Origin of the sequence: [Mycoplasma] falconis (genome assembly GCF_006385795.1) — a bacterium.
Taxonomy (GTDB): Bacteria; Bacillota_I; Bacilli_A; order Mycoplasmatales; family Metamycoplasmataceae; genus Metamycoplasma; species Metamycoplasma falconis.
The window spans coordinates 1-1,545 of the sequence record NZ_VFSS01000018.1; the positions used below are offsets into that span (position 1 = coordinate 1).

Annotated in this window: 2 protein-coding genes; both read left to right on the top strand. The window is 29.2% G+C overall.

Features of this window, described 5'->3' with window-relative positions:
- On the top strand, nt 1-97 hold a 97-nt coding region (locus FJO69_RS07705; protein ID WP_368853737.1), incomplete at its 5' end, for an IS3 family transposase.
- Nucleotides 98-203: 106 nt separating this feature from the next.
- A partial coding sequence (locus FJO69_RS02920) for a class I SAM-dependent DNA methyltransferase (RefSeq protein ID WP_140781569.1) occupies nt 204-1,545 on the top strand: 1,342 nt, incomplete at its 3' end.

Below are 1,545 nucleotides of genomic sequence, written 5' to 3' on the forward strand. Positions count from 1 at the left end.
TAAATCTTATATAGAATGATATAACAACGAAAGATTACAATCAAATTTAAATTGAAAAACACCCCAACAATGTTGAGATGTTTATTCATATTTATAAACTGTCCACAAAAAGTGTCCAAGTTTACAAAGCTATTTTTAAAATTTGGTTTAAAACTTAAATATAATAAATTAATTAATAATTTATTTGTTAATGGAGGATAAAAATGGAAATAGGTAATTTTGTTAAAAAAATGCAAGATACCATGCGGACTGACGCTGGAATTAATGGCGACGCCCAACGGATTGAACAAATGGTATGAATGCTATTTTTAAAAGTATATGATGCTAAAGAAGCTAATACCTGAGAAATATTAGATAAAAACTATCAATCAATTATTCCAGAGAAATATCGTTGAAGAAACTGAGCTAAAGGTAATATGACAGGGGATAGTCTTTTAGCTTTTGTTAATAACGAGCTTTTTCCAACACTTAAAAATTTACCTGTTTCTAAAGATGATCCTATTAAAAAGAAAATCGTTTTAGATGTCTTTGCTGATGCTAATAACTATATGAAAGACGGAGTTGCTTTAAGAAGAGCAATTAATATAGTAGATAGTTTAGAACTAGATACTAAAAGCGATCGCCACGCTTTTGGTGATATTTATGAAAGCATTTTAAAAGATATTCAAAATGCCGGTAATGCTGGAGAGTTTTATACTCCAAGAGCTTTAACTGATTTTATTGTGGAAGTAGTTTCACCTAAATTAACGGATAAAATCGCTGATTTTGCTTGTGGTACTGGGGGCTTTTTAACTTCTTCAATTAAATATTTAGATAAACAAGTTACTTCAGCTAAAGATAGAAATTATTTAAAAAACTTTTATGGAGTTGAAAAGAAACCCTTTCCGCATTTATTAGCAATAACTAATTTATTACTACATGATGTTGATTCACCCAATATAATGCACGGCAATTCATTAGAGAGAAATATTAGAGAATATTCAGAAGCAGAAAAATTTAATGTTATTTTAATGAACCCACCTTATGGAGGTAGTGAAAGAAAAGACATTCAAATTAATTTTCCAGCTGATATAAGAGGATCTGAAACAGCCGATTTATTTATGGGTTTAATTATGTATCGTCTTAAAAAAGAAGGTAAAGCAGCAGTTATTTTACCCGATGGTTTTTTATTTGGAACCGACACAACTAAAACCAACCTTAAAAAGATGTTATTAACTCAATATAACTTACATACTATTATTAGATTGCCAGGTAGTGTTTTTGCTCCTTATACTTCTATTTCAACTAATATCCTATTTTTTGATAAAAAACCTTCTCAAAGTGAAGTGTGAATTTATCGCATGGATATGCCAAAAGGCTATAAAGCTTTTTCTAAAACTAAACCAATTAAGTTAGAACACTTTGATGAAGTTAAAAACTGATTAGCCAATAAAAAAGATATCGTAGATGAAAACGGTAATTATAAAGCTAAAAGATTTACCACCGAAGAGCTTAAAAATTTAAATTACAACTTAGATCAATGTGGTGTACCTCACGTTGAAGAAG